The following is a 19142-nucleotide window of genomic DNA, read 5'->3' on the forward strand; positions in this document are numbered from 1 at the left end:
CGTGGGGGGCCGCTTTCAGCGGCTGCCCCATGGGCTTAGGACAAAAGTCCGGGGTGAGGATGGGCCGACGGCCGAATGCGCGGAGCGGCGCACACGGCGGTGTACTGGAGGATGGACCGGGAGGTGCCACGGATGCCGGAGGCGACGCAGGGCCCGGGGAGCGGGCGGGCGCGAGGAGCGTTCCAGGTGGTGGAGGTGACGGGCCCGTCGATGGTGCCCACGCTCTACCACGGGGACTGGTTGCTCGTGCAGCACGGGGCGCCGGTGCGCCCGGGGGACGTGGTGATCCTCCGCCACCCCTTCCAGCAGGACCTGCTGGTCGTGAAGCGGGCCGCCGAGCGGCGCGGCAGTGGCTGGTGGGTGCTCGGCGACAACTCGTTCGCGGGCGGGGACAGCACGGACTACGGGGCCGTCCCCGAGGAGCTCGTGCTGGCCCGGGTGCGGGTCCGCTACCGGCCGCTGAACAAGGATCAGCGGTCGGTGCTCGGCGTGCTGGGCTGGGTGGTGTCCGCGCTGCGCCCCGTGTCCTCGGTCCGCAGCGTCTCCTGGCGCTTGCGGGCCCGGTAGGCCGCCACGTTGGCCCGGGTCGCGCATCGGTCCGAGCAGTAGCGCCGCGAGCGGTTGGTGGAGGTGTCGAGGTAGGCGTTGCGGCACGGTGCCGCCTCGCACAGGCCCAGCCGGTCCACGCCGTGCGAGGTGAGGTGGAAGGCGAGGCCCATGGCCGCGATGGCGGCGAATCCCGCCGTCGCGTTCGACGGATGGTCGGCGAGGTGCATGTGCCAGTCCGGTTTGCCGTCCGCGTCGCGGGTGTCGTGCCCGGACACCTGGGGACTCACCGGGAACTCCAGCAGCAGTGAGTTGAGCAGGTCCACCGCCAGGGTCTCGTCACCGCTGTCGGCCGCCTGGAAGACCGCCCGGAGCCGGGCCCGCACGGACCGGAAGCGGGTCACGTCGGCGTCGGTCGCGCGGCGGGCGGCCTGGGCGTTGGCGCCGAAGAGGTCGCGCACGGACTCGACCGTGGTGAGGGAGTCCTTGTTGCGGGCCGGCTCCTCGGTGTTGACCAGACGCACGGCGTAGTCCGAGTAATAGGCCAGTTCCACTTGTAGTCCTTACGGCGTCGGTCTATGGTCGTCGTGCGGCCAGTGTAATAGGTGGTCGCCATCAACAGGTATTACTTGGAGGTTCGGGTGACGGAGACGGCGACGGGCACCGACTGGCAGTCCTGGCAGCAGAGCTGGGACCGTCAGCAGGAGTGGTACATGCCGGACCGCGAGGAGCGGTTCCGGGTGATGCTGGACATGGTCGAGGCCGTCGTGGGGCCCGAGCCGAGGGTGCTCGACCTGGCATGCGGTACGGGCAGTATCACGGACAGGCTCCTCACGCGGTTCCCGAGGGCGAGCAGCACCGGGGTCGACCTCGACCCCGCCCTCCTCGCCATCGCCCGCGGCACCTTCGACGGTGACGACCGGGTCACGTTCGTCACCGCCGACCTGAAGGACCCCGCCTGGCCCGGGAAGCTCCCGCACACCTCGTACGACGCCGTCCTGACCGCCACGGCCCTGCACTGGCTGCACAGCGAACCGCTCGCCGCGCTCTACGGTCAACTCGGACAGCTGGTCCGGGAAGGCGGTGTGTTCATGAACGCCGATCACATGATCGATACCGACACCCCCCGCATCAACGCCGCCGAACGCGCCCAGCGGCACGCCGCCATGGACCGTGCCAGGGCCGACGGAGCGCTCGACTGGGCGCAGTGGTGGGCCCTCGCCGCCAAGGACCCGGTCCTCGCGGCACCGACCGCCGAGCGCTTCAGGATCTACGGCGAGCACGCGGACGGCGACATGCCCTCCCCGCGGTGGCACGCCCGCACCCTCCGCGAGGCGGGCTTCGGGGAGGCGCGCACGGTCTGGTCCTCGCCGTCGGACAGCCTGGTGCTCGCGGTGAAGTAGACGGGCGGCGCGCTGTGGTGGGAGACGGTGGTACGGACTCGCTCCGTACCGCTGTCTCCCTTCCGCCGTCGCCGGCCGTACGCACCTCGCCGGGTCCGGCGATCGGAGGAGGGCGGCCGCTCGGAGGAGGGAGGCGTCCCGCGCCCGCGGGTCGGCGGGAGGGTGCTGCTCAGGCGGTGGTGTCCTGCCCTTTCGCGTCCTCGGCCGCCGGTTTCCCACCCGTGGGAAACAGTGCGGGAGGAGTGATGTTCTCCGGACAGAACGTGCGCCACGATGTCCCTCTGCGGAACGCGTCCGGCCCCGGAGGCAGGGTGGATTCCCCCGAGGGCGGAAGATCATGTGGCGCGACTGAGGAGCCTGCGGCTCTCAGGGATCAGTACTCACCGAGACTCCAGGCCGGTGCGAAACGCAATCACGGCGTCGGTGACAGTGGCGGCCTCAGCGGCTGCGATCCTTCCTCGGCGGGCCGGCCCATGCAGCGACGCACACGTTCCGGCCGGCCTCGGGCCGGTGATCGGAGATCTGCGGACGCGCCCCGGGCCGGTTCGGCCCGGGGCGCGTTTCGCATCCGCTCACAGCACCTTGGACAGGAACGACTTCGTCCGGTCGTGCTGCGGGTTCGTCAGTACGTCGCGCGGATGACCCGACTCGACCACGACACCGTCGTCCATGAAGACCAGGGCGTCGCCGACCTCGCGGGCGAAGCCCATCTCGTGCGTGACGACGATCATCGTCATACCGTCCTCCGCCAGCCCCCGCATGACGTCCAGGACGTCGCCGACCAGCTCAGGGTCGAGCGCCGAGGTGGGCTCGTCGAAGAGCATCAGCTTCGGCTCCATGGCCAGGGCACGGGCGATGGCCACCCGCTGCTGCTGTCCGCCGGAGAGCTGGGAGGGGTAGTTCCTCGCCTTGTCGGACAGGCCGACCCGGTCCAGGAGCTGTTCGGCGCGTGCCCGGGCGACGGCCCTGGCCTCACCCTTGACCTGGATGGGGGCCTCCATGACGTTCTCGAGAGCCGTCATGTGCGGGAACAGGTTGAAGCGCTGGAAGACCATGCCGATGTCCCGGCGCTGCAGGGCGACTTCGCTGTCCTTGAGCTCGTAGAGCCGGTCGCCCTTCTGGCGGTAGCCGACCAGGTCGCCGTCGACGTACAGCCGCCCGGCGTTGATCTGCTCCAGGTGGTTGATGCACCGCAGGAACGTCGACTTGCCGGAACCGGACGGGCCGATCAGGCAGAAGACCTCACGCGGGGCGACCTCCAGGTCTATGCCCTTGAGGATGTGTGCGGCGCCGAAGGACTTGTGTACGCCCTCGGCCTTCACCATGGCGGTCATGCGGAGACACCCCCCGAGGGACGGTTGCTGAAGGCGGCGAGGTTGACCTTGACCCGCTGCCAGGGGGTGAGCGGAAGGCTGCGCAGACTGCCCCGGGCGTAACGGCGCTCCAGGTAGTACTGGCCCACGCTGAACACACTGGTCATCACGATGTACCAGATGGAGGCGACGAAGAGCATCTCCATCACCGCGTACGAGGTGGAGCCGATCTGCGAGGTGGAGCGCAGCAGTTCGTTGTAGGTGACCGCGTACACCAGCGACGAGGTCTTGAGCATGTTGATGAACTCGTTGCCGGTCGGCGGGATGATCACCCGCAGCGCCTGCGGAAGCACCACACGGCGCATGGTCTTCGCCTGGGTCATGCCCAGTGCGTGCGAGGCCTCGGTCTGGCCCTCGTCCACCGACTGGATGCCCGCGCGGACGATCTCCGCCATGTACGCGGCCTCGTTCAGTGCGAGCCCCAGCAGGGCGCACATGAACGGGGTCATCACGTCCGTCATCTCGTCCTTGTAGATGAACGGGATGTTGAGGACCGGGAAGATCAGCGCCAGGTTGAACCAGAGCAGCAGCTGCACATAGACCGGAGTGCCGCGGAAGAACCAGATGTAGAGCCACGCGACCCAGCTGGTCACCGGGTTCTTCGAGAGGCGCATGACGGCGAGGATCACGCCGAGCGCCACACCGAGGATCATCGCCAGCACGCTGATCAGCAGGGTGCGGCCGGCTCCCGCCAGGACGGTGTCGTCGAACACCTTGTCCTGGACCGCCTGCCACTGGATGTTGCCCTGCGAGAAGGCATACACGAGGGCGGCGAGCAGACCCACCACGACCACGCCGCTGATCCAGCGGCCGTAGTGGCGTACGGGAATGGCCTTGATGGTCTCCGGTGCGACGGTGGTGGCCGTGGAGACGGGTGCGGCGGCGGCCGATGGGCCGCCGGGCACCTTGTCGAACTTGTCAGTCACGGTGACTGCCCTTCGGTGGTGCGCCGGTCACTTGCCGCCGTTGACGGCGGCCTTGTCGATCGCTCCGGTGCCGGCGCCCCACTTGTCGAGCACCTTCTGGTAGGAACCGTCGGCGATGATCGCGTCGACGGCCTCCTTGAGGACGTCACGCAGCTCGGTGTTGTCCTTGTTCACGGCGATACCGAACGGTCCGGCGTCGACCTGCTCGCCGACGACCTCGAAGTCGTTGCCTCCGCCGGCCTTGCGGGCCAGGTCGACCGCGACCGGGTAGTCGTTGACACCGGCTACGGCGCCGCCCGACTTCACGCGGGTCTGGGCCTCTGTGTCGTTCTCGAAGGACTCGATCTTGACGGCCTTCTCGCCGCCGTCCGTGCAGGCCGCGGACTGCTTCTTCAGGGCCTCTTCGTACGTGGTGCCGCGCTGGACCGCCGCCACCTTGCCGCACAGGTCCTCGATGGACTTGATGCCCTCGGGGTTGCCCTTCTTGGTGTACACGGCGGTGCCGGCCAGGAAGTAGTCGACGAAGTCGACACCCTTGCCGAGCTTCTTGCCCTTGTCGTCCAGGCCTTCCTGACGCTGCTTGTTGTCCGTGATGGACGACATGGCGATGTCGTGGCGGCCGGTGTTCAGGGCGGTGATCAGGCCGTCGAACGAACCGGAGGTGAACTCGAACTTCACACCCAGCTGCTTGCCGAGGGCCGCGGCGATGTCGGGGTCGACACCGACGATCTTGCCGTTCTCGACGGACTCCATCGGTGCGTACTCGGCGTTCGTCCCGACCTTGATGACGCCGGACTTCTGGTACTTCGCCGGGAGCTTGTCGAAGAGCGGGGCGTCGCTCTTGGACGCGGTGCTGTCACCGGTCTTCGTCGCCCCGCTGTCGGTCTGGTCGCCGCACGCGGTCAGCAGCAGGGTGCCCGCGACCGCGACTGCGCAGACCGCGGCAATCCGGGACTTCGCGGTCTTACGACAGATCGTGCTTGCGGTCATGATCGGAATCCTCCGGCAGTGAGGGAACGCTGGGCAGATGGTTACGCACGCATCTTCGAGTGCTGCCACTCTGTGTGATTAGGGCATCTTGCCATTCGGACTAGCCCAATCAGGGGCCACGGCATGTCAAAATCGGGTAACGGGCGACCCCCGATCCCCAACGGGCCGGTACTGCAAGGCCGGACCATCTGTTGGAACTCGAGCTTTACTCCGGAGAATCTCCGGTGCGCCACGAGTCGCGGCCGACCTTTATGTCTCTTAGTGGACTTGTCCGAATATTCAGCTATGAGTCATGTCACCGCGTCGATATGGACTCGTCCGGGGCACAGTCCGTCGGGTAAAAAAGACCTTTACACCCCTCATCAGGGGCTCAGGGCGCGTGTGCGGCGCGCCCGCGCGTACGTACATCCCCTGCCGGGCGGGCCAACCTGCCCAGTGCCGGGAACGTACGCGGTGCCCGCCCACCCCTCCTCAACCAGGAGTGGCCACCCTCAAACGATGAAGACTTAAGGGGTCAACACAATGGCAGCGGAGATCGTCAATCCTCGCAGCGACAGCAAGACGCACGGTGCGGCCGGTGCGGACGGCATCAGCGGTGCGGAAGAGCCCTTCGATCCGGCCTTCGCCCTCCACCGCGGCGGGAAGATGGCCGTGCAGGCCACCGTTCCGATCCGCGACAAGGACGACCTGTCCCTCGCGTACACGCCCGGCGTGGCCAAGGTGTGCAGTGCCATCGCCGAGAATCCCGAGCTGGTCCACGACTACACCTGGAAGTCGCAGGTCGTCGCGGTCGTCACGGACGGCACCGCCGTGCTCGGCCTGGGGGACATCGGTCCCGAGGCGTCCCTCCCGGTGATGGAGGGCAAGGCGATCCTCTTCAAGCAGTTCGGCGGAGTCGACGCGGTGCCGATCGCGCTCGCCACGACCGACGTGGACGAGATCATCGAGACCGTCGTGCGGCTGGCGCCGTCCTTCGGCGGCGTGAACCTGGAGGACATCTCGGCCCCCCGGTGCTTCGAGATCGAGCGACGGCTCCAGGAGCGCCTCGACATCCCGGTCTTCCACGACGACCAGCACGGAACGGCCGTCGTGACGCTCGCGGCCCTGCGCAACGCCGCGAAGCTGTCCGGCCGCACGCTCGGCGATCTGCGCGGTGTCATCTCCGGCGCCGGCGCGGCCGGTGTGGCCATCGCGAAGTTCCTGCTGGAGGCGGGCATCGGAGACGTCGCCGTCGCCGACCGCAAGGGCATCGTCAGCCGGGACCGGGACGACCTCACGGACGTCAAGCGCGAACTGGCCGAACTCACGAACAGGGCGGGCATCTCCGGCCCGCTGGAGACGGCTCTCGCGGGCGCCGACGTCTTCATCGGTGTCTCCGGCGGTACGGTCCCCGAGCCGGCGGTCGCCTCGATGGCGCCCGGCGCGTTCGTCTTCGCCATGGCCAACCCGAACCCCGAGGTCCACCCCGATGTCGCGCACAAGTACGCGGCCGTCGTGGCGACCGGGCGGTCGGACTACCCGAACCAGATCAACAACGTGCTGGCGTTCCCCGGCATCTTCGCCGGTGCGCTGCAGGTCCGGGCCTCCCGGATCACCGAGGGCATGAAGATCGCCGCGGCGAACGCGCTGGCCGACGTCGTCGGGGACGAACTGGCCGCGGACTACGTGATCCCGTCGCCGTTCGACGAGCGGGTCGCTCCGGCGGTCACCGCCGCGGTGGCCGCCGCCGCGCGGGCCGAGGGCGTGGCACGGCGCTGATGCCGTGAGGTGGGGGCGGGACGGGGTCGGCAGGTCCGCGGTGCGGAGCCGAACCCCCGGCCCGCCCCTTTCCTCTGCCCGGGCTCCGCTCGGGCCTCGGCCGCCGTCGGCCCACTTCCCTCGAGGACGCTGGGGTGTGTGTCACACCACCGGACGGTTACGTCACGGGGCGTCACGGCCTATCGTCATGGCCATGTTCGCCGCCTACGCCGCACGCATCGACCGTGACCAGCCCCTCGACGGCCTCGAGCTGGGCGAGCGCCCCGCACCCGGGGCGCGGCCCGGCTGGACCACCGTCCGGGTCAGGGCCGCGTCGCTCAATCACCACGACCTCTGGTCCCTGCGCGGTGTGGGCCTCGGTGAGGACAAGCTGCCCATGATCCTCGGGTGCGACGCCTCGGGGATCGACCAGGACGGCAACGAGGTCGTCCTGCACTCCGTCATCGGGCAGACGGGGCACGGTGTCGGCCCGGACGAGCCGCGTTCCATCCTCACCGAGCGCTATCAGGGCACCTTCGCCGAGCAGGTCACCGTCCCCAGCTGGAATGTGCTGCCCAAGCCGAAGGAGCTCACCTTCGAGCAGGCCGCCTGCCTGCCGACCGCCTGGCTCACTGCGTACCGGATGCTGTTCACCAACGCGGGAGTGCGCCCCGGCGACTCGGTCCTCGTACAGGGGGCAGGCGGTGGTGTCGCGACCGCCGCGATCGTGCTCGGCAAGGCCGCCGGGCTCAGGATGTTCGCGACGAGCCGGGACGAGGCCAAGCGGAAGCGGGCGGTCGAACTGGGTGCCGTCGAGGCGTACGAGCCCGGGGCGAGGCTGCCGCAGCGCGTCGATGCCGTGATCGAGACCGTCGGGGCCGCCACCTGGTCCCATTCGGTGAAGTCGCTGCGGCCCGGAGGCACGCTGGTGATCTCGGGGGCCACCAGCGGTGACCGCCCCGCGCACGCCGAACTGACCCGGATCTTCTTCCTGGAGCTCAAGGTCGTCGGCTCCACCATGGGCTCCAGGGACGAGCTGGAGGATCTGCTGTCGTTCTGTGCGGCCACCGGTGTGCGGCCCGTCATCGACGAGACGCTGCCGCTGGACCGGGCCCGCGAAGGGTTCGAACGGCTCGCCGCCGGCGACCTCTTCGGGAAGATCGTGCTCACCGTCTCGTGACGACGGTGCCGGACCTGCGGACACCGGAAGGACTGACGCTGCGTCCCTGGCGGCCGTCCGACGCCCCCGCGGTGCTCCGCGCCTTCGCGTCGGCCGAGATGGCACGCCAGGCGGGGCGCCCGGTCACGAACCGGGCCGAGGCGCTGGAGTGGATCGCCGAACGGGAGAGCGCGCGAACGGCCGGCACCGGGCACGCGCGGGCCGTCGTCCGGGAAGGTGCGGTGCTCGGCTGCGTGGCCGTCACCGCGGTGAACCACGTCCACGACACCGGCTGGATCTCGTACTGGACCGTCGAGGCGGCGCGCGGCACGGGCGTCGCGGCTGCGGCGGTACGGGCACTGTCCCGCTGGGCCTTCGACGATCTGGGGCTGTACCGGCTGGAGCTGGGACATCGGACGAACAATCCGGCGTCCTGCGCGGTCGCCCGACGGGCCGGGTTCGCCGTGGAGGGCATCGAGCGGGCGAAGCTCCGTTACGGGGAGGTGCGGTACGACGTCGAGCGCCATGCCCGTCTGGCCACCGATCCTGTCAACATCGGTTGACGCGTGTCGAGTGTCAACGTAGATTGACACCATGACCGAAGCGACGGATCTTGCCGCACGTGCCGGTGACCGTGACCCGCGTGTCGGGCTGCGGGCCGTTGCCGCGCTGCGGCGGCTGCTGGAACAACTCGAAGCCGTACAGGTCAGGAGCGCCCGCGCCCAGGGATGGTCCTGGCAGGAGATCGCTGCCGAGCTGGGTGTCAGCCGGCAGGCCGTGCACAAGAAGTACGGGAGGCATTGATGTTCGAGCGATTCACGAAGGGCGCCCGGGCTGCCGTGACCGGCGCGGTGACCCACGCCGAGCGGGCGGGGGCGGACTCGGTGACCGAGGAGCATCTGCTGCTCTCTCTCCTGGACCAGAAGGGCGGTCGGTCCTCCTTCGCGGTCGTCGCCCTGGGTCTCACCGACCGCCGCGCCTCGATGGAGTCGGCGTTCGCCGAAGCCCGGCGCCGCGGAGGGCTTACCAAGGCGGACGCGGAGGCGCTGGCCGGCATCGGCATCGACGTCACCGAGATCGTCGCCAAGGTCGAGGGCGCGCACGGTGAGGGAGCACTGGCAGGTGACCGCAGGAGCCGCCGGTGGTGGTCGGCGCACCGTCCGTTCACGGCCGGAGCGAAGGGCATCCTGGAGAAGTCCCTGCGCGTCGCACTGGGGCGCGGTGACCGTTTCATCGGTGAGGAGCATGTGCTGCTGGCCCTGACCGCCTGTCCGGGTGTGGTCGCCGATGTGCTCGCGGACCACGGCGCGACGTACGCGACCGTGGAGCGGGCGCTGTACGGAGCCGGTGAAGAAGGCCAGGCCAGGGCGAGCTGATCGTCAGGCCCGTCGGGCCGGGGGCCGGTTCCGCCCCGGACCGGGCGGAACCGGCCCCCGGCCCGACGGGCCGCGCGGCCTTCGTTGCCGCAGCCCGCGCGGTCCGGTGGGCCGGGACCGCACGGGCCGCACGGCATCAGGGCTTCTTCGGTGGCGTGCTGCCCTCCGCCGCGTCGTCGGCGCCCCGCAGCAGCCTGTCCATCCGGACCGCGGCCGCGGCCAGGTGCTGCCGGGCCTCCTTCAGCTGGGTCTCGGTGACACCGCGGTCCCGGGCCGCGTCCCGCACGTCGTCGCGGAAGCGGTCCAGCAAGCGGTCGAGATCGCGGGCCGGGTCGCCCGTGGCTGCTGTGTCGGCGGCCCACTCGACGTCCGGAGCGGCTGGGTCCGGCCTGGTGTAGGTGGGCCAGCTACCGGTCCTGGCGAAGCCGCCGAGCTGGCCCGTGATCTCGGCCAGCCCTTCCCGCACGCCCGTGGGCCAGTCACCCCGAGCGAAATGCTCCTGGACCTGACGGGCGGCGTTCTGCATCTGCTCGCGCGCCTTCTCGTGGGCTTCCCGGGCCTGACGACGGGCCTGCTCCGCGTCCTCGCGGGCACGGCGGGACTCGTCCTTCGCCCGGCGGGCCTGTTCCTTCCACTCCTGCTGGGCCTTGCGGAGCTCCTCCTTCGCCGTACGCCACGCGTCGCCGTCCCCCAGGGGGGACTCCCAGCCGCTCTTCCCGCTGCTCCCGTCGTGACGGGACTCGGAGGCCGCGGCCCGCATGTCGCTGCGCAGCTTGCCCGCAGCGCCGCGTACGTCGTCGCGGATCTCGGCGGCCAGCTCCGAGACCGACTCGCGGATCTCCAGCTCCAGATCGGCGAGCTCACCACTCCTGCCCGCCAGCTCGGCCCGGCCGGCGTCGGTGATCGAGTAGACCTTGCGGCCGCCCTCGGTGGCGTGGGTGACCAGGCCTTCGGCCTCCAGCTTGGCCAGGCGGGGGTAGACGGTGCCGGCCGAGGGCGCGTAGAGGCCCTGGAAGCGTTCCTCCAGGAGCCGGATCACCTCGTAGCCGTGGCGCGGGGCCTCGTCCAGCAGCTTGAGGAGGTACAGGCGGAGGCGTCCATGGGCGAATACGGGAGGCATGTCAGAGCACCTTTCCGGTCGGCTCGGCGGCGTGCGGGGCATCCTCGGCCGGTGGCCGGCGCAGGAGCGCGATCGAGCCGGAGACGGTCGTCGCCCTCAGCTTCCCCGTGCCCGCGCCGAGCGTGCCCGTGATCTTCTTCGCGCCCCACTGGCCGCCGACACGCAGATCCTCGAAGGCGTTGGAGACGGCGCCACTCGCGGTGTTCGCCTCGACCTTCGCGTCGGCAGGGTGCGGCAGCCGGATGGCGATCTCGCCGGAGACCGTCGTCAGCCGGATGTCGGTCGGCTTGGGAGAGGTGTCGAGGTCCAGCACCATGTGGCCGCTGACGGACTCCGCGCGCACCGACGTGCCCGCACCCTCGACGACCGTCAGGTCGCCCGAGACCGACTGGAAGTGGAGGGCGCCGGTGACGGCCTGGGCCTCCAGGCTTCCTGCGACGGTCTCCGCGCGGACCACGCCCGAGAGCCCCACCAGAGTGGTGTCACCCGTGATGCCGCGCAGTTCCGTCCGCCCCTGGATCCCCGAGACGACGGCGCCGGCGCCGATCACGCCGACCTCCACCGCGGAACCGGCGGGCACGGAGAGCGAGACGACCGCGCTCCGGCGTGCACTCTTGCGGTCGAGCCAGGTGAGGAAACCGTTCCAGGGGAGATCCTCGTAGGCGACGGTGAGGGTGCCGTCCCGCTGGGTCACGATCAGCGGCGGGCCCGTGACGTCGGAGACCTCCAGCCGGGCGCTCGCCTCATCGGTACCGACGACGTTGACCGTGCCGTTGACGATGCGCACGTTGAGCGATGTCACGGGTGCATCGAAGGTGAGCTTCCGGGGCTCGGCGACGGTCCATGTGGACTCGGACATGCGATCTGACCTCCGCGACAGCATGGGCACGACGCAATATATCGCGTCTCGTAAGAACACGATATATCGCGGATTGGGGAAGTCAAGGGGAATCTGGGAGGGGGTGTAAGTGGTGGGAGGCGGTCATACGGTGATGAATTGCCCTAGCGTGTGCAGCATGACCGCTGCATCCGTGGGTGCTCTGCTGCTGTGCCGGGCCGACCCCGAGACCGTACGGCCCGTGGCCCGTCTACTGCAGGAGCGCATGCTGCTGACCCCGGCCGGGGACGGCTGGAGTGCCCTCGTCCCCGATCGGAAGCCCTGGCGTCATGACGGCCACGACGGCAACGGCGGTGCGGGCCACGGCAGCGGCGGGCCGGGCCACACGGGCGCCGAGCCCGTCGACCGGGTCCTCGGCGGCTGGGCCACCGCGCTCGCGGTGGGGTCCACCTGGCCGGTGCTCGCGCTCTGGTGGGACGGCGAGCGGTCCGGCTTCACCCTCGCCGCGGGCTTCCGCCGCCCGGTCGGCTACATCTGGCTGGCGGACGGCACCCCGGCGGGCGAGGACGAGGCCATGCGTACGTTCGCCGCCCGGCTGGGCCTCGACCCGGTCCTCGACCTCCAGGCACTGGAGGCCCTCACCCAGCAGGACCCGGAAGCGGACGCCGACGCGCGGCTGCGCGGTCTGCTCGCCGTCCTCACACGGGCCGGGGTGTCCATGCCGCCCGGCCTCACCCCGGGCGAACCGGCCGACCGGCTCCGCGCGGCCGCCGGGGCGCACCGGGAAGCGGAGGTGATCGAGTGGGCCGGCTGGCGCGACGCCGTACGGGTGGAGCTCGATGCCGTGGAGAGCGGCAGCCTCGGCCCCTGGATCATCGGCCCGCGGGCCCGGGCGGTCGCAGCCGTACAGGTCGCCGCCGGGCTGCCGCTCGCCCTGTGGGGTGCCCGCAGGCGCAGCGGGGGCTGGATCGCGGCGGGGCTGGTCCTGCTGGCGCAGGGTGCCCTGGGGTTCGCGTACAACCGGTTCAGGCACGAAGCGGGTGACGCGGGGGGCGGGCGGTGACTACTCGTCCTCGTCCTCGTCGTCCAGCCGGGCAAGCCAGGTCGCCAGCCGCTCGACCGGTACCTCGAAGTCGGGGTTGAGGTCGACGAACGTACGCAGCTGCTCGGCGAGCCACTCGAAGGTGACCTCCTCCTCGCCGCGCCGCTTCTCCAGTTCCTCGATACCACGGTCCGTGAAATACATGCCTGTGCTCGCTCCGGGTGGGGACGTCGGTTGCTCCCGCCAGGGTATGCCGTGCGCCGGGGCGTTCGTCCGTGGCCTCCGGAGCGGGCCACCGGAAACCGGGCGCGCATGCGGTGTCGGGCTTCATCAGCCTCCACCGTCGCCTGTACATCGCTTCCGCACAGGCGCGACAGGCGCGACAGGCCGTTCCGGGGCTTCGGGCGGCGGATGATCCGCCCGCGCATGACGGGGGAGACGCCCCGCGACGCCGGAGGGCCCGGTCCCGCGAGATTTGACTCGCGGGACCGGGCCCTCCGGTGCGTACAACGGCTGATCAGGCCTCGAAGACCTCGGTGACCAGCTGCGCCTGCTCGGCCTGGTGACGCTTGGCCGAGCCGACCGCCGGGGACGAGCCGTGGCGTCGCGAGATGCGGCGCAGGCGCTCACCGTGCGGCACGTCGGCGCCGACGGCGAGGTCCAGGTGGTCGATCAGGTTGAGCGCGATGAACGGCCACGCACCCTGGTTGGCCGGCTCCTCCTGGGCCCAGAGGTACTTCTCGGCGTTCGGGTACTTGGCGATCTCGGCCTGGATCTCCGCGCCCGGCAGCGGGTACAGACGCTCCAGACGGATGATCGCCGTCTCCGTGTCACCGCGCTTCTCGCGCTCGGCGTCCAGGTCGTAGTAGAGCTTGCCCGCGCAGAAGACGACCTTGCGGACCGCCTCGGCGCTGACCGACTCGTCGCCGATGACCGGACGGAAGCCGCCGGTGGTGAACTCCTCCACCTTCGAGGCCGCCGCCTTGAGGCGCAGCATCGACTTCGGCGTGAAGACGATCAGCGGCTTGTGGTGCGGGTTGTGCACCTGCCACCGCAGGAGGTGGAAGTAGTTGGACGGGAGGGTGGGCATCGCGACCGTCATGTTGTCCTGCGCGCACATCTGCAGGAAACGCTCCGGACGGGCGGACGAGTGGTCCGGCCCCTGGCCCTCGTAGCCGTGCGGAAGCAGCAGGGTGACGCCGGACGTCTGACCCCACTTCTGCTCGGCGGAGGAGATGAACTCGTCGACGACGGTCTGCGCGCCGTTGACGAAGTCACCGAACTGGGCCTCCCAGATGACCAGCGACTCCGGACGGGCCAGCGAGTAGCCGTACTCGAAGCCCATCGCCGCGTACTCGCTGAGCAGCGAGTCGTAGACGTTGTAACGGGCCTGGTCGTCGGAGAGGTAGAGCAGCGGGGTGTAGTCCTCGCCGGTCTTCTGGTCGACGAGAACGGCGTGGCGCTGGCCGAACGTGCCGCGGCGGGTGTCCTGTCCGGCGAGCCGGACCGGGGTGCCCTCCATCAGCAGCGAACCGATGGCCAGGGTCTCGCCCATGCCCCAGTCGATCGTGCCGTTCTCCACCGACGCGGCACGACGCTGCATCTGCGGCATCAGACGCGGGTGGACGGTGATCTCGTCCGGGATGTTCACCTGGGACTCGGCGATCAGCTTCACGACCTCCGAGGAGACCGCTGTGCCCACCGCCACCGGGAACTCGGCCTGGACGTCCGGGACATGCGGCTGGGCCGGCGCAGAGGTGGCCTCGCGGACCTCCGCGAAGACCTTCTCCAGCTGTCCCTGGAAGTCCTGGAGCGCCTGCTCGGCCTCTTCCAGCGTGATGTCGCCGCGACCGATGAGGGACTCGGTGTAGAGCTTGCGCACCGAGCGCTTCTTGTCGATCAGCGTGTACATCTGCGGGTTGGTGAACTCCGGGTTGTCGCCCTCGTTGTGACCGCGGCGGCGGTAGCAGATGAGGTCGATCACGACGTCCTTGTTGAACGTCTGCCGGTACTCGAAGGCGAGCCGCGCGACGCGGACCACGGCCTCCGGGTCGTCACCGTTGACGTGGATGATCGGCGCCTCGATCATGCGTGCCACGTCCGTGGCGTACATCGAGGAGCGCGAGGACTCCGGGGCGGCGGTGAAGCCGACCTGGTTGTTGATCACCACGTGCACGGTGCCGCCGGTGCGGTAGCCGCGCAGCTGCGACATGTTGAGCGTCTCGGCGACGACGCCCTGGCCGGCGAAGGCCGCGTCGCCGTGGAGCGCGACGGGCAGGACCGTGAAGTCCGTGCCGCCCTTGTTGATGATGTCCTGCTTGGCGCGGGCGATGCCCTCGAGGACCGGGTCGACCGCCTCCAGGTGCGAGGGGTTGGCGGCCAGCGAGACCTTGATCTGCTCGCCGTCCAGACCGGTGAAGGTGCCCTCGGCGCCCAGGTGGTACTTGACGTCGCCGGAACCGTGCATCGACCGCGGGTCGAGATTGCCCTCGAACTCCCGGAAGATCTGCGCGTAGGACTTGCCGACGATGTTCGCCAGGACGTTCAGCCGGCCGCGGTGGGCCATACCGATGACGACCTCGTCGAGGCGGGCCTCGGCGGCGGAGTCGATGACCGCGTCGAGCAGCGGGATGACGGACTCGCCGCCCTCCAGCGAGAACCGCTTCTGGCCGACGTACTTGGTCTGCAGGAACGTCTCGAACGCTTCGGCGGCGTTGAGGCGGCGCAGGATCCGCAGCTGCTCCTCGCGCTCCGGGGCCGGACGCGGACGCTCCACCCGGTCCTGGAGCCACTTGCGCTCCTTCGGCTCCTGGATGTGCATGAACTCGATGCCGGTGGTGCGGCAGTACGACTCACGCAGGACGCCGAGGATGTCGCGGAGCTTCATCATCGTCTTGCCGGCGAAACCGCCGACCGCGAAGTCGCGTTCCAGGTCCCACAGGGTGAGGCCGTGCTCGGTGATGTCCAGGTCGGGGTGCTTGCGCTGGCGGTACTCCAGCGGGTCGGTGTCGGCCATGACGTGGCCGCGGACCCGGTAGGAGTGGATCAGCTCGAAGACCCGTGCGGCCTTGGTGACGTCGTCGTCGTGCGAGGCGTCGATGTCCTTGAGCCAGCGGACCGGCTCGTAAGGGATGCGCAGCGCCTTGAAGATCTCGTCGTAGAACTCGTTCTCGCCGAGCAGGAGCTGGGCCAGGACACGCAGGAACTCGCCGGACGCGGCACCCTGGATGACCCGGTGGTCGTACGTCGAGGTCAGCGTCATGACCTTCGAGATGCCCAGCTTGTTCAGGGTGTCCTGCGAGGTCCCCTGGAACTCGGCCGGGTAGTCCATCGCGCCGACGCCCATGATGAGGCCCTGTCCGGGCATCAGGCGGGGCACCGAGTGGACGGTGCCGATGCCGCCGGGGTTGGTCAGCGAGGCGGTGACTCCGGAGAAGTCGTCCATGCCGAGCTTGCCGACGCGGGCACGTCGGACGATGTCCTCGTACGCCTGCCAGAACTCGAAGAAGTTGAGCGTCTCGGCCTTCTTGATGGCCGCGACGACCAGCTGGCGGTCGCCGTTCGGCTTCACCAGGTCGATGGCCAGGCCGAGGTTGATGTGCTCCGGCTTGACCAGGGTCGGCTTGCCGTCCTTGACCGTGAAGGAGTAGTTCATCGACGGCATGGCCTTGAGGGCCTGCACCATCGCGTACCCGATGAGGTGCGTGAAGGAGATCTTCCCGCCGCGGGCGCGCTTCAGGTGGTTGTTGATGACGATGCGGTTGTCGAAGAGCAGCTTCACCGGGACGGCACGGACGGACGTGGCCGTCGGCAGCTCCAGCGAGGCGTTCATGTTCTTCGCGACAGCGGCCGAAGGGCCGCGCAGCGTCACGTACTCCGGACCCGCCGGGGCTTCGGCCGGAGCCGGGGCCTTGGCGGCTGCCGGAGCCGGGGCCTTGGCGGCTGCCGGGGCGGCCTTGGCGGGTGCGGCCGGAGCCGCCGCCGCCTTCGCCGGAGCGGCGGGTGCGGCCTGGGCGGGAGCCGCGGCCTTCGCCGGAGCGGCAGCCGCGGGCGCCGCCGCCGGTGCCGGCGCGGTGGCCTGGGCCGGTGCGGAGTTGTTGACCGTGCTCGGAGCGGCGGCGGCCGGGGCCGGGGTCACCGCTCCCGCATCTGTGGGGACGGGCTTGTCCGCCGTGCCGGACGTACCCGGCTTGTAGTCGGCGAAGAAGTCCCACCAGGCGCGATCGACCGAATTGGGGTCCTGGAGGTACTGCTGGTAGATCTCGTCGACAAGCCACTCGTTGGGGCCGAAAGCGGCTGCGGGGTTGGACCCGGAACCAGCTTCTTGATCGGTCGAGATGCTCGAGTTACTGGGGGACTGAGACGACACGGCGTGAACCGCCCTCTTCCGCTTCACAAGGTGATGGACAGCGGAAATCAAGGCTACGCCTCCCCAGCCGTAACGTGCAGGCCGGGCCGGTCTTCGTCGTGCACATCACATCGGAAACCGGGTTTCGGCGCATGAAATGGCGGGAAACAAGCGGGGTTCCGCTGCACTTCGGGTACGCAGGGCCGGTGTTGCGGCCCACCTGGACCGTATCGCGTTCCCGGTCGCGACGTAGAATGTGACCTTCCGCACGCGCAGTGTGACGCTCCGGGGTGGACCTCGGGTCAACCCCGGAAGCCGGGAGTGCCCGGAAGAGTGACCCGGATCCGGCAGCCACGGACCGATTCGGCCACGCCGATGTGGCCGCCGTGCATGTCCACCGCCCAGCGGGCGATGGCCAGCCCCAGTCCCGTACCCCCGTCGCTCCCGGGGCCGTGCGGAGACGGGATCTGACCGCGGTTGAAGCGCTCGAAGACCCGGTGGCGCTCCGCCTCCGGGATTCCGGGACCCTCGTCGATGATCTCCAGCTCGAGCGATTCGGGCTGGGCGCCCCGTCGCGCCAGCACCGTGACGCGGCCGTGCGGGGGACTGTGTTTGACCGCGTTGTCGATGAGGTTGGCGACCACCTGGTGCAGTCGTTCCGCGTCCGCGTGCGCCGTCAGTTCGGGCGGCGACACGTCGAGGTGCAGATGGACGTCCGTACGGGAGTGGTTCCCGGAGCCGGACGAGAGCTGCCGGCGCGAGGCCGCGAGATTGGCCTCCTTGAGCACGCCGGAGAGATAGGGCCACACCTCGAAGCGCCGCGCCTTCAGCGTCACCACCCCGTTGTCCAGCCGGGAGAGGTCCAGCAGGGTCTCCACCAGCCGGCCCAGGCGTTCGGTCTGCTTCAGCGCGGTGCGCATGGTCTCGGGATCGGCGGCGGACACCCCGTCCACCACGTTCTCCAGAACGGCTCTGAGTGCGGCGATGGGCGTGCGCAACTCGTGGGAGACGTTGGCCACCAGCTCCTTGCGGTGCCGGTCCTCCGCCTCCAGGTCGTCCGCCATGCGGTTGATCGTCTGCGCGAGGTCGCCGAGCTCGTCGCGCCGGCCGGCGCCGCTCACCCGTCCGGTGTAGTCGCCGTGCGAGATGGACCGGGCCACGGCCCGCATCTCGTCCAGCGGTGCGGTCAGCCCGTGCGCCACGAACTGCGTGATCAGCAGCGTGGCGATCACGGAGAAGACCGTGATGAACCGGAATTCGGTCCTGGTCCGCAGGGCCACGATCAGCAGTCCGGTCGTGATGAACACGGAGACGACGACGAGCGTGCCCAGCTTGGCCTTGATCGAGAACGGCCGCAGTCCGGAGCCGGGCCGCGTCATGGCGCGGGGGTCTCCAGGGCGTAACCGACTCCGTGGACGGTGCGGATCCGCTCCGCGCCGATCTTCCGGCGCAGGGCCTTGATGTGGCTGTCGACCGTGCGGGTCCCGGAGGCGTCCGCCCAGTCCCAGACCTCGGCCAGCAACTGCTCCCGGGAGAGCACCGCCCGGGGCGTGTTGGCCAGGCAGACCAGCAGGTCGAACTCGGTCGGCGTCAGGTGGACGTCGTCGGCGCGCACCCGGACACGGCGCTGCGCGTGGTCGATCTCCAGCTCGCCGAGACGCAGGATGCCGCTCCGCGGGGTCACGGCGGCCAGCGCGGCCCGCTCCACCCGGCGCAGCAGGACGTGCACCCGTGCCGCCAGCTCGCGCATGGAGAACGGCTTGGTCATGTAGTCGTCGGCGCCGACCCCGAGCCCGACCAGCATGTCGGTCTCGTCGTCGCGCGCGGTGAGCATCAGCACCGGCACGGGGCGCTGGGCCTGCACGCGGCGGCAGACCTCCAGGCCGTCGAAGCCCGGAAGCATGATGTCGAGCACCATCAGGTCGGGCTGCCAGGCCTCGGCCGCGTCCACGGCCGCCGGCCCGTCCAGTGCGGTCTGCACCAGGAAGCCCTCGGCCCGCAGCCGGGCGGAGATGGCGTCGACGATCGTCGGGTCGTCCTCGACCACCAGAACCCGGCGCTGAGCCCCTGGGGTGGCCGCGACGCCGTTGTGGGTGGTGTGTGTCTGTTCCATCGCCCCGCCCCTGCCCGTTCTCGCGGGGGCCATTCCCCCGGAGGCACGGTTATCGCTTGTGGATGTCGTCGGTGATCCCTTGTGCCGGTCAGCAGCGTAGAGGCAGAAGACGGCTCCCGGCTACGCAGGGTGTTGTCCGACGTGAAGGTGTTACCCCCGCGGAGGAGGCGG

18 protein-coding genes are annotated in these 19142 nt (G+C 70.0%); 8 read left to right on the forward strand and 10 right to left on the reverse strand.

Annotated features, from left to right (window positions below):
- Positions 1 to 132: 132 nt before the first annotated feature.
- On the forward strand, positions 133 to 567 hold the full coding sequence (sodX, locus tag OG927_RS22145; protein WP_107103307.1) for a nickel-type superoxide dismutase maturation protease: 435 nt from the start codon (positions 133 to 135) through the stop codon (positions 565 to 567).
- On the opposite strand, the gene OG927_RS22150 is transcribed toward sodX, so the two are convergent.
- Positions 471 to 1100 carry a CGNR zinc finger domain-containing protein gene (locus tag OG927_RS22150; protein WP_056794161.1) on the reverse strand — a complete coding sequence of 210 codons (630 nt, stop codon included), beginning with the start codon at positions 1098 to 1100 and terminating at the stop codon, positions 471 to 473. The genes sodX and OG927_RS22150 overlap by 97 nt on opposite strands.
- An 87-nt stretch (positions 1101 to 1187) precedes the next feature.
- On the opposite strand from OG927_RS22150, the gene OG927_RS22155 reads away from it, so the two are divergent.
- Positions 1188 to 1949 (forward strand): class I SAM-dependent methyltransferase, encoded by a 762-nt coding sequence (locus OG927_RS22155; protein WP_319100391.1) that lies wholly within the window; start codon positions 1188 to 1190, stop codon positions 1947 to 1949.
- A gap of 572 nt (positions 1950 to 2521) precedes the next feature.
- Here OG927_RS22155 and OG927_RS22160 read toward each other — a convergent pair.
- Genes OG927_RS22160 through OG927_RS22170 form a run of 3 tightly spaced genes read right to left on the reverse strand, consistent with a single transcriptional unit; the run spans position 2522 to position 5238 of the window.
- On the reverse strand, positions 2522 to 3283 hold the full coding sequence (locus OG927_RS22160; RefSeq protein WP_056794165.1) for an amino acid ABC transporter ATP-binding protein: 762 nt from the start codon (positions 3281 to 3283) through the stop codon (positions 2522 to 2524).
- The gene (locus OG927_RS22165) at positions 3280 to 4248 is read right to left on the reverse strand and encodes an amino acid ABC transporter permease (RefSeq protein WP_056794167.1); all 969 of its coding nucleotides are present in this window, start codon (positions 4246 to 4248) and stop codon (positions 3280 to 3282) included. Before OG927_RS22165 ends, OG927_RS22160 begins: the two co-directional genes overlap by 4 nt.
- A 27-nt stretch (positions 4249 to 4275) precedes the next feature.
- Positions 4276 to 5238, reverse strand: coding sequence for an ABC transporter substrate-binding protein (locus tag OG927_RS22170; protein WP_056794169.1), 963 nt, complete (start codon positions 5236 to 5238; stop codon positions 4276 to 4278).
- Positions 5239 to 5760: 522 nt separating this feature from the next.
- Here OG927_RS22170 and OG927_RS22175 point away from each other — a divergent pair.
- The 5 genes from OG927_RS22175 to OG927_RS22195 all read left to right on the forward strand — a co-directional run bounded on the left by OG927_RS22175 (position 5761) and on the right by OG927_RS22195 (position 9510).
- Entirely contained in the window at positions 5761 to 6996 is a 1236-nt protein-coding gene (locus tag OG927_RS22175; protein ID WP_056794171.1) for an NAD(P)-dependent malic enzyme, read from the forward strand.
- Positions 6997 to 7189: 193 nt separating this feature from the next.
- Positions 7190 to 8155, forward strand: coding sequence for a zinc-binding dehydrogenase (locus tag OG927_RS22180; protein ID WP_056794782.1), 966 nt, complete (start codon positions 7190 to 7192; stop codon positions 8153 to 8155).
- 5 nt (positions 8156 to 8160) lie between these two features.
- Complete coding sequence (locus OG927_RS22185) at positions 8161 to 8697, forward strand: GNAT family N-acetyltransferase (protein WP_124281668.1); 537 nt, start codon at positions 8161 to 8163, stop codon at positions 8695 to 8697.
- Positions 8698 to 8728: 31 nt separating this feature from the next.
- A complete protein-coding gene (locus tag OG927_RS22190; protein WP_056794174.1) occupies positions 8729 to 8938 on the forward strand; it encodes a helix-turn-helix domain-containing protein in 210 nt (69 codons plus the stop codon).
- Complete coding sequence (locus OG927_RS22195) at positions 8938 to 9510, forward strand: Clp protease N-terminal domain-containing protein (protein WP_330320672.1); 573 nt, start codon at positions 8938 to 8940, stop codon at positions 9508 to 9510. The genes OG927_RS22190 and OG927_RS22195 overlap by 1 nt, the downstream gene beginning before the upstream one ends.
- Before the next feature lie 136 nt (positions 9511 to 9646).
- Here OG927_RS22195 and OG927_RS22200 read toward each other — a convergent pair whose 3' ends face one another.
- Positions 9647 to 10630, reverse strand: a complete 984-nt coding sequence (locus tag OG927_RS22200; RefSeq protein ID WP_056794177.1) for a PadR family transcriptional regulator — start codon at positions 10628 to 10630, stop codon at positions 9647 to 9649.
- A 1-nt stretch (position 10631) separates the two neighbouring features.
- The gene (locus OG927_RS22205; protein ID WP_056794179.1) at positions 10632 to 11489 is read right to left on the reverse strand and encodes a DUF4097 family beta strand repeat-containing protein; all 858 of its coding nucleotides are present in this window, start codon (positions 11487 to 11489) and stop codon (positions 10632 to 10634) included.
- A 157-nt stretch (positions 11490 to 11646) separates the two neighbouring features.
- Between OG927_RS22205 and OG927_RS22210 the strand changes: the two genes are divergently transcribed.
- Positions 11647 to 12531, forward strand: a complete 885-nt coding sequence (locus OG927_RS22210) for a hypothetical protein (RefSeq protein ID WP_206431742.1) — start codon at positions 11647 to 11649, stop codon at positions 12529 to 12531.
- On the opposite strand, the gene OG927_RS22215 is transcribed toward OG927_RS22210, so the two are convergent.
- The 4 genes from OG927_RS22215 to OG927_RS22230 form a co-directional block, all read right to left on the reverse strand.
- Entirely contained in the window at positions 12532 to 12714 is a 183-nt protein-coding gene (locus tag OG927_RS22215) for a DUF6104 family protein (RefSeq protein WP_003961784.1), read from the reverse strand.
- Between the two features lie 313 nt (positions 12715 to 13027).
- Positions 13028 to 16879 (reverse strand): multifunctional oxoglutarate decarboxylase/oxoglutarate dehydrogenase thiamine pyrophosphate-binding subunit/dihydrolipoyllysine-residue succinyltransferase subunit, encoded by a 3852-nt coding sequence (locus OG927_RS22220; protein WP_408058083.1) that lies wholly within the window; start codon positions 16877 to 16879, stop codon positions 13028 to 13030.
- 281 nt (positions 16880 to 17160) lie between these two features.
- Entirely contained in the window at positions 17161 to 18237 is a 1077-nt protein-coding gene (locus OG927_RS22225) for a HAMP domain-containing sensor histidine kinase (RefSeq protein WP_330320673.1), read from the reverse strand.
- Entirely contained in the window at positions 18234 to 18971 is a 738-nt protein-coding gene (locus OG927_RS22230; protein ID WP_056794186.1) for a response regulator transcription factor, read from the reverse strand. The genes OG927_RS22225 and OG927_RS22230 overlap by 4 nt, the downstream gene beginning before the upstream one ends.
- Positions 18972 to 19142 lie beyond the last annotated feature (171 nt).

The organism is Streptomyces clavifer (assembly GCF_036345975.1).
In the GTDB taxonomy this organism is placed as follows: domain Bacteria; phylum Actinomycetota; class Actinomycetes; order Streptomycetales; family Streptomycetaceae; genus Streptomyces; species Streptomyces clavifer.